This is a genomic window from Luteimonas sp. TWI596, assembly GCF_039674105.1.
In the GTDB taxonomy this organism is placed as follows: Bacteria; Pseudomonadota; Gammaproteobacteria; order Xanthomonadales; family Xanthomonadaceae; genus Luteimonas.
Genome location: NZ_JBDJMU010000021.1, coordinates 44917 through 54068, shown reverse-complemented (window position 1 = coordinate 54068; position 9152 = coordinate 44917). Strand labels below are relative to the sequence as shown.

General features: G+C 68.5%; 5 protein-coding genes and 1 pseudogene. 1 reads left to right on the top strand and 5 read right to left on the bottom strand.

The window, feature by feature from the left end; genetic code table 11:
- Positions 1-116: pseudogene (locus tag ABE487_RS14660) on the top strand (IS481 family transposase); the annotation flags it as partial.
- A gap of 531 nt (positions 117-647) precedes the next feature.
- On the opposite strand, the gene ABE487_RS14655 reads toward ABE487_RS14660, so the two are convergent.
- The 5 genes from ABE487_RS14655 to ABE487_RS14635 all read right to left on the bottom strand — a co-directional run bounded on the left by ABE487_RS14655 (position 648) and on the right by ABE487_RS14635 (position 9152).
- Positions 648-1940 (bottom strand): citrate synthase, encoded by a 1293-nt coding sequence (locus tag ABE487_RS14655; RefSeq protein ID WP_183427563.1) that lies wholly within the window; start codon positions 1938-1940, stop codon positions 648-650.
- A 245-nt stretch (positions 1941-2185) separates the two neighbouring features.
- The gene (locus ABE487_RS14650) at positions 2186-2437 is read right to left on the bottom strand and encodes a type B 50S ribosomal protein L31 (protein WP_183427564.1); all 252 of its coding nucleotides are present in this window, start codon (positions 2435-2437) and stop codon (positions 2186-2188) included.
- Between the two features lie 92 nt (positions 2438-2529).
- The gene (locus tag ABE487_RS14645; protein ID WP_346452399.1) at positions 2530-3468 is read right to left on the bottom strand and encodes a nucleoside hydrolase; all 939 of its coding nucleotides are present in this window, start codon (positions 3466-3468) and stop codon (positions 2530-2532) included.
- Positions 3469-3522: 54 nt separating this feature from the next.
- Positions 3523-4335, bottom strand: a complete 813-nt coding sequence (locus tag ABE487_RS14640) for an OmpA family protein (protein WP_346452400.1) — start codon at positions 4333-4335, stop codon at positions 3523-3525.
- 62 nt (positions 4336-4397) lie between these two features.
- Positions 4398-9152: a YadA-like family protein gene (locus tag ABE487_RS14635; protein ID WP_346452401.1), complete on the bottom strand. Its 4755-nt coding sequence runs from the start codon at positions 9150-9152 to the stop codon at positions 4398-4400.

Below are 9152 nucleotides of genomic sequence, written 5' to 3'. Positions count from 1 at the left end.
TGCCCCACTGGCTGCACACCTACAACTGGCATCGACCCCATGCCAGCCTCGGCTACAACCCGCCTATCTCCAGAATTCCGATAACTGTGAACAACGTGCTGGCTTTACACAACTAGCGCGCCGCGCTGCAAGGCGCCCGATTACAGCCGATGCGACCTGCTTTTCCTGCATGCGGGAAACAAGCAAAAAGAGGTTCTGCTCGCAAATGCAGGAATGGGCGTTTCACTTCGGATGGGCTGCAGCCTGCCAGCCGGAAGCCGCTCTCCCCTCGGTCAAGGCCGCTTCGCGGTCCGGCCACGCGAAGCACGCGTGGCGTTCGCATGGACGCGCGGCAGTGCCGTGCAAGCCGCCCATGCTCACCCTGCCCTGACTCGGGCGCGCACCCTCCATGGCGCGCTTGACGCGACCACCGGCCGCCAGTCCGCTGCTGCGGACATACGCAACCCGACTCCGGATGGAGGCGAGGTCGCCCGCCGAAGAAGTCGCGCGCTTTCGGTTTCAGTGTGTTGTGCTGGCTGGGGATTGCGACAGCGGCCATGCGTGGGCGACGGTCGCGCCAGCACTGCGGCGCGACGCTGGCACCGACGAAGCACCAAAGAAGAAGCCGCGGAGACCGCGGCTTCTTTGAGCGCAGGCGCGGCGGCGCGTCAGCCCTTGCGGTAGTCGCGCACGTCGTAGCCGGTATAGATCTGGCGCGGACGACCGATCTTGGCCTCCGGATCGACCTGCTGCTCGAGCCAATGCGCCACCCAACCGGCGGTGCGGCCGATGGCGAACATCACCGTGAACATCTCGGTCGGGATCTTCAGCGCCTTGTAGATGATGCCGCTGTAGAAATCGACGTTCGGATAGAGCTTGCGCTCGACGAAGTACTCGTCCTTGAGCGCCGCCTCTTCCAGCTTCATCGCCACTTCCAGCAACGGATCGTCGATCCCCAGCTCGCCGAGCACCTTGTGGGTCATCTCGCGGATGATCTTCGCGCGCGGATCGAAGTTCTTGTAGACGCGGTGACCGAAGCCCATCAGGCGGAACGGATCGTTCTTGTCCTTGGCGCGCAGCACCGCCTTCTCGACGTTCTTCGCATCGCCGATCTCGGCCAGCTGCTTGAGCACCGCCTCGTTGGCGCCGCCGTGCGCCGGACCCCAGAGCGCGGTGATGCCCGCCGCGACCGAGGCGTACGGATTGGCGCCGGTGGAGCCGACCAGACGCACGGTCGAGGTCGACGCGTTCTGCTCGTGGTCGGCGTGCAGGATGAACAGCAGATCCATCGCCTTGGCGACCACGGGGTTGAGCTCGAGCGGCTCGCTGGGCACCTCGAACATCATGTGCAGGAAGCGGTCGACGTAGCCCAGGCTGTTGCGCGGGTACCGGATCGGCCAGCCGATCGAATAGCGGTAGGCAGCGGCGGCCAACGTCGGCATCTTGGCCAGCAGGCGGATCGCGGCGAGGCGGCGCTGCTCGGGATCCTGCAGATCCAGCGTGTCGTGGTAGAACGCCGACATCGACGCCACCGACGCGGCCAGCATCGCCATCGGGTGCGCATCGTGGCGGAAGCCCTGCAGGAAACACTTGAGCGACTCGTGCATCATCGTGTGATGCGTGACCTCGTGCTCGAAACGCCCGAACTCGTCCTTGGACGGCAGTTCGCCGTTCATCAGCAGATAGGCCACTTCCAGGAAGCTGGAATGTTCGGCGAGCTGCTCGATCGGGTAGCCGCGGTACAGCAGTACGCCCTGGTCGCCGTCGATGTAGGTGATCGCGGACTTGCAGCTGGCGGTGGCGGTAAAACCGGAATCGTAGGTGAAGCAGCCCGTTTCCTTCGGCAGCTTCGAGATGTCGATGCAGGGGTTGCCGAGCGTGCCATGCAGGACGGGCAGCGTCACCGACTTGCCGGCGGCATCGAGCGTGACCTGTTCGAGCTTGGAATTGGTATCGGACACTGAAAAAGACTCCTCGTTTCCCGGAGCGGCGGATGCTCCGGTGGGGCGGGCGCGGCGCTTGCCGCAACGCGTCAATTATCGCATAGCCCCCCGCGACACGCGGTCGCTGGGTTGCGGGAACGTCGAACACGACGACGCCCACCGCACCTGGAGATGCGATGGGCGTCGCGCACAAACGGCGACGGCCGCCAGCTGGCGGCCGCCTGCGCACACCGGACGCGTCGCGCGGGCGACGCGCGGCCCGGTTACTGCTTCGCGTAGCGCTTGCGGAACTTGTCGACGCGACCGCTGGTGTCGATGATCTTGTTCTGGCCGGTGTAGAACGGATGCGTGGCCGAGGACACGTCGATCTTGACCAGCGGGTATTCGTTGCCGTCGTCCCACTGGATCGATTCCTTCGCGGTGGCCGCGAGGGTCGAGCGGGTGAGGAACTTGAAATCCGAAGTCACGTCCTGAAACACGACTTCGCGGTAATCCGGATGGATGTCGGCCTTCATGGCGGCACCAGTTTGCGCAGGGAAAGAGCGGCATTATAGCCGCTGCCCGGACCGCCCGGCAAGGGCGCCCGTCGGCGGGCGCCAGGACGGGCTCAAGCCGCCTGCAGCGCCTCGCGGACCAGGGCGTGGAAGCGCACGCGGTCGTAACGCATCAGGATCGTGGCATTGTCCGGCCGTCCGAGTTGGCGCTGCCAGTCGACGATCGTCGCCCCGCGGGCCGGCCCCTGGTCGAGCACCACGTCCACCGGTCGGGCGACGGTCTCCAGCACGCCGTCGGGCGCGAGCACCCAGGCCATCGCCAGCGCATCCGCACTGTGCCACTCGTCGCCGCGGCGGTCGGCCGACCACTCGCGCGTCTTGCGCGAGATGGCTTCGTAGAAGTCCGCACGCGTGCCGCCCGCCCGCATCCACGCCAGTACCTCGTCGTGCGGCAGGCCATGGGCCACTGTGGCCTCCCAGTCCGAGAGCTCGAACGCCGGGAACGCGTCGAACACGAGCTTCGCCGCCTCAGGATCGAAGTAGACGTTGAACTCCGCGCTCGGCGTGATGTTGCCGTGCCCGGTGACTGCACCGGCCATCGTCACAAAGCGCGCCACCCGCGAGGGCAGCGTCGGATCGAGCTTGAGTGCAAGCGCGATGTTGGTCAGCGGCCCCAGCGCCACCAGCACCAGGCTGCCTGCGTGCACATGCGAGAGCCGGAGGATCGCCAGTGCGGCATGTTCGTCCTGCAGGCCGTGCGATGCCGGCGCGTAGCCGATGTCGCCGAAGCCGTCGTTGCCGTGTACGTAGGCCGCGTCCGGCGCAGGGTGCAGCAGCGGCGAGGCGCTGCCGGCATAGACCGGCACGTCGGAGCGCCCGACCAGCTCGCACAGCTTCAATGCGTTGGCCGTGGTGTGGTGCAGGCCGACGTTGCCGGCCGCGATCGTCAATCCGACCACCTCATGCGCGCGATCGTTGAACGCGAGCAGCAGGGCCAGGGCGTCATCGACCCCGGGGTCGGTGTCGATCAGCAGGGGAATACGGGCATCCATGCCGCATTATCCCCATCGCAGCCGCGCACGGCCAGCCGCGACGAACGGCGTCAGTCAGGGGACCGCGGCAGTGGCCCGGCGCTGCACCAGGACCTCGACGCGGCGATTGGGCGCCAGGCACGCGATCTCGTCCGCGCCGCGCAGGCCCTCGCAGGCAACCAGCGGCTCGCGACTCCCGCGGCCGTCGACCGAGATCCGCGCCGCTGCGCCGCCGCGCTGTGCGAGATGGTCGCGCACCGCCTCTGCCCGCCGGCGCGAGAGCGCATCGTTGGCAGCGGAGCGGCCGATCCTGTCGGCATGGCCGACGATCTCGATCGCCTCGCTGCCATCGAGCGCACCGGCGCGCTCGATCAGCGCATCGAGCGTGCGCCGGCCCAACGGCGTCAACTCGGCGCTGGCGAAGACGAACGTGGTATCGGCCGACAGCAGCGCGACCCGCTCGCCTGTGGTGGAGACACCGCCCCCGATCTGGGCATCGCGCGGCCGGGTCCGCTCGGCGCAGGCGGCAGGCATCCAATGCAGGTCGCGCGCCACACCGGCCTTGTCGAAACGCAACTTGAGCTGGCAACGCGCCGTCTGGCCATCCACCTCGCGGAAATTCAACACGTAGTCCCACTCGCGCACGCCGAACACGCCCTCGGAGAAATGCGGGGGGCCGAGCAACGCGTAGAGCTGGTCCTTGCTCAGCCCGGGCGCCAGCGGCTGCAATGCACCGACCGTGGGGTAGATGCCGCCAAGCGGCTTCGCCGAGGCGGGATCGGGGAATCGTGGCGCCTCGTCGACGTCGCCAGTCGAGGCGCAGGCAGCGAGTCCGGCGACGAGAACCACTGCGCAGAGGCGGACGGAAAAACTCGGGATCGAATGCATGCTGGGTCTCCTTGAACCGCATTCCAGGCAAACGGCCCCGTCCGTGGACGGGGCCGCTGCAATCACCACTGCAGGCCGGCGCCCATCGTGAAGCCGACGTCGTTGACGGTGTTGGTCGTACCGCTGAACTTGTAGACCCAGCGACCATTCTCCGAGACCGTCGTGATGCCGACCGCGAGACCGGCCTCGCGCTCGTACCCGCTCACGGCGGCCGCGACCATGCTCTTGCCGGGCATGTAGGCCTGCGGCAGGCCCGCCACCGCCATGGCGGCCGCCACACCGGCGCGGTACCCGCGATCGATCTCCCAGATGTCGGACTGCATCTGCCCCACACGCATGTCGGTGTAGGCGTTCGCCTCCCCGATTGCACGACCGATCCCGGCGTTGAGCTGATTGACGTTGACCGCGTCGGTGCCGGCGGTACCGGCCCGCACGTTGCGCACCAGCACTTCGCCGCCGCCCCGGTTGAGCGTGATCTGGGTCGGATTGGCGCTGCCGTCGGGATTGGTGTCGTAGCGCACGGTTCCCTGCTCGGACGCGCGCAACTGCGACACGTTGACCGCATCGGTGTCCTGGGTGCCGGCCGCGACGTTCACCACTTGGCGCTCGCTGCCTGCGCTGCCGACCGAGACTGTCCCGGCGCGATCGGCGACCGAGCCCTGGCCCAACGCGACCGCACCTTGCGCAGTGTCGGTGACAGTCGCGCCCTGGCCGATCGCGGTGCCGCCGCTTGCCGCGACCGTGCTGCCCTCGCCTACCGCGACGGCCTCGCTCGCCGCCGCCTGCACGGTGGCGTTGGCGCCGACCGCCGTGCTGTTGTCGGCATGGACCTTGGCATTGCCGCCGATCGCGGTGTCGTGATCACCGGCCGCGTGGCTGTCGCCACCAATGGCGGTGCCGTAACGCCCGCCGTGGCTCGCGTTGCTGCCGATCGAGACGCCGCGCTGGCCATCGGCCATAGCCGCATCATCGCTGCCGTCACGCACACCGTCGACGGCCACCAGCGGATCACCGCCACCGCTGCCAGGCGGCAGGTTGTCGATGCGCGCGTTGACCTGGGTCAGCCCGGTGTCGAGCGCGGCCAGCGCGTCGCCCACCGAGTTGTAGAACGTGCCCTGGATCATGTAGTCCGGTGGCACCAGCCCGCCGAACGGATCGACCGAGGCACCGCCTCCGAAGATCGCCGCCATGCTCGACATGCTCGCGAACATCTGCCCGCCGTTGATGGCCTGCAGGCTGCCGGCCGCGATCTGCCCGGCCGCGAGGTTGTCGATCACGGTACCGCCGCTTCCGCCCAATGTGATCTGCGCCATGTCGGCAGTGTCGTAGCGCACGGCGAATGCATCCAGATCGCCGATTTGCCCCTCCACCGCGCGCAGCTGACGGACATTCGCGGCATCGGTGTCGTCGACGCCATCGGCCACCCCGCTGAGCCGACGCGCATCGCCGTCGACATTCGCAAAGCTCACCTCGTCGCCGCCCGTCTGCCCGCCGACCGTCATCACCAGCGTGCCCGGATCCTGCCGCACCAGACCCTCGGTGCCGTCGAGCAGATTGTTGATCGTCGTGGTGTTGCTTGCCGTGCGCCCGTCGAGGTTGTCCAGCGCCGAGCCCACATCGCCGAAGTCGGTCGTCGTGCCGGTGTCGCTGCCGTCGTCGAGCGTGTACACCGGGCCGGTCACCGCGCCGGTCGTCGGGTCGATCCCGGCGCCGCCGCCCAGCGCTGCGACCACCGGCGACAGCTGGCCGACATTGACCGCCTCATCGGCCGCTACGCCTGCCGCGACATTGCCGATCGCCGTGCCACCGGTCCCGGCCAGCGTCACCCGGCTGTAGTCCGGATTGCCGTCGGCATCGGTGTCGTAGCGCACCGCAGTCGCCCCCAGGTCGCCGACATCGACGACCAGATCGTCGAACGCACCATCCACCGCGTCGAATGCATCGCCGACATTGGTGTAGTTGCCGCCACGGATCACGTAGGTCGGTGCGGAGATCGTGCCGTCGGCATTGACGCCCGCGCCCCCCCCCAGATGGTCGGCCACCGAGCCGGCCACCCCGAACAGCTGCGCCCCGTTGATCGCCTCGGTGCTCGTCGCGCTGACCTCGCCTGCCGCGACGTTGCCGATCGCCGTGCCACCGGTCCCGGCCAGCGTCACCCGGCTGTAGTCCGGATTGCCGTCGGCATCGGTGTCGTAGCGCACCGCCAGCGCACCGAGATCGCCGACCTCGCCGGCGACTTCGCTCAGTTGGCTCATATTGACCGCGTCGGTCGCATCGACACCCGCGGCCACCCCGCTGAGCCGACGCGCATCGCCATCGACATTCGCAAAGCTCACCTCGTCGCCGCCCGTCTGCCCGCCGACCGTCATCACCAGCGTGCCCGGATCCTGCCGCACCAGACCCTCGGTGCCGTCGAGCAGATTGTTGATCGTCGTGGTGTTGCTTGCCGTGCGCCCGTCGAGGTTGTCCAGCGCCGAGCCCACATCGCCGAAGTCGGTCGTCGTGCCGGTGTCGCTGCCGTCGTCGAGCGTGTACACCGGGCCGGTCACCGCGCCGGTCGTCGGGTCGATCCCGGCGCCGCCGCCCAGCGCTGCGACCACCGGCGACAGCTGGCCGACATTGACCGCCTCATCGGCCGCTACGCCTGCCGCGACATTGCCGATCGCCGTGCCACCGGTCCCGGCCAGCGTCACCCGGCTGTAGTCCGGATTGCCGTCGGCATCGGTGTCGTAGCGCACCGCAGTCGCCCCCAGGTCGCCGACATCGACGACCAGATCGTCGAACGCACCATCCACCGCGTCGAATGCATCGCCGACATTGGTGTAGTTGCCGCCACGGATCACGTAGGTCGGTGCGGAGATCGTGCCGTCGGCATTGACGCCCGCGCCCCCCCCCAGATGGTCGGCCACCGAGCCGGCCACCCCGAACAGCTGCGCCCCGTTGATCGCCTCGGTGCTCGTCGCGCTGACCTCGCCTGCCGCGACGTTGCCGATCGCCGTGCCACCGGTCCCGGCCAGCGTCACCCGGCTGTAGTCCGGATTGCCGTCGGCATCGGTGTCGTAGCGCACCGCCAGCGCACCGAGATCGCCGACCTCGCCGGCGACTTCGCTCAGTTGGCTCATATTGACCGCGTCGGTCGCATCGACACCCGCGGCCACCCCGCTGAGCCGACGCGCATCGCCATCGACATTCGCAAAGCTCACCTCGTCGCCGCCCGTCTGCCCGCCGACCGTCATCACCAGCGTGCCCGGATCCTGCCGCACCAGGCCCTCGGTGCCGTCGAGCAGGTTGTTGATCGTCGTGGTGTTGCTTGCCGTGCGCCCGTCGAGATTGTCGAGCGCCGAGCCCACATCGCCGAAGTCGGTCGTCGTGCCGGTGTTGCTGCCGTCGTCGAGCGTGTACACCGGGCCGGTCACCGCGCCGGTCGTCGGGTCGATCCCGGCGCCGCCGCCCAGCGCCGCGACCACCGGCGACAGCTGGCCGACATTGACCGCCTCATCGGCCGCCACGCCTGCCGCGACATTGCCGATCGCCGTGCCACCGGTCCCGGCCAGTGTGATCCGGCCGAAGTTGGGCGCGCCGGTGCCATCGTCGTCGTAGCGGACCGCAAACTCGCCGACGCCATCGACTTCGGCCAGTGCGCCCTGCAACTGGGCGACGTTGACCGCATCGGTGGCCGCGCTGCCCGCCGCGACATTGGTCAGCTGCCGGGCCGCGGTCGCTGTGCCGATCGACACTTCGCCGGCCGAGTTCTGCGCAATCGCCAGCCCCGGCGCGCTGTAGCCTGTCTGCGCGCCGCGCACAGTGACCGAGTCGGCGCCCAGCGCGACACTGTTGGCGTGCACCGAGTTGGCGTTCGCACCAAGGATGGTCTGCCGGTCCGCCGTGCCCGACGCGTTGTGGCCGATGACCACCGCATTGCCGAGCCGTGCGGCGTAGTTGCCGTCCGGACCGCCCGTCCAGCCCAGATCGGCTGCCGAGACCGCCGGCAGCGTGTGGCTGGCATTGGTACCCATGACCACCGTATTGGAACCGTTCGCGCCGGCACCGTCACCGATGATGATCTGGTAATCCTGCGCGGGCAACGTGTCCCAGGTGTAGGTGCCGAGCACGCCGGGGATGCACACGCCGATGCCGGCGACCAACTCACAATCCGGATCGTTGTTCTGGCCGGCGTAGTTGCCGACCGGCACGTTGATGTAGCTGCCCGAACTGGCGCGGCCGATGATCGTGGTGTGGTCGGCCGGACGGTTGCCGTTGAGGTCGAGGACATCCGGGATCACCAACAGATCGGTGCCGAACAGGGACACCGACTGGAACGCATAGCTGAAGTTCTCGCGCGCGATGGACAGGCATTCGTCGGGCAGCAGCGTGCCATTGCCCAGCAGTCCGCAGGCGCGGTACTGGTTGGAGACCGGCAGCAGGAAATTGGTCAGGTGCTGCACCAGCCCAGGCAACGTGCCGCCGGTCAGACCACCTGGATCGATCACACCCATCGGAGACACGCCACCGGCGACGGCCCGCGTCTGGCCGATCGTCGCGACATTCGACCAGACCGGCAACGCGCCGCCCGCCAACACGCGCTCGTTCTCGTCGAGATGGCGCTCGACGAGCTCGGCGATCCGCTCCGCGTCTGTCGACGACGACGCGCCGGTCCGCTCCTGGGCATCCGCGGCCGCGATCGCCGGAACACAGGCGATCGCCAGGACGATGGCCCGCACACGACGTCCGTCGCGGACGCGCCGGTCGGCCAACTCGGAGGCGACGACATAGGCACCGAGCGCACGGTTCCAGATCCTGCAAAAGACCTTGTTCAT

Bases quoted from the DNA above. Each gene is read 5' to 3' on its own strand.
- ABE487_RS14650 (WP_183427564.1), bottom strand. From the start codon at position 2,437: ATGAAGGCCGACATCCATCCGGATTACCGCGAAGTCGTGTTTCAGGAC.
- ABE487_RS14645 (WP_346452399.1), bottom strand. From the start codon at position 3,468: ATGGATGCCCGTATTCCCCTGCTGATCGACACCGACCCCGGGGTCGAT.
- ABE487_RS14640 (WP_346452400.1), bottom strand. From the start codon at position 4,335: ATGCATTCGATCCCGAGTTTTTCCGTCCGCCTCTGCGCAGTGGTTCTC.
- ABE487_RS14635 (WP_346452401.1), bottom strand. From the start codon at position 9,152: ATGAACAAGGTCTTTTGCAGGATCTGGAACCGTGCGCTCGGTGCCTAT.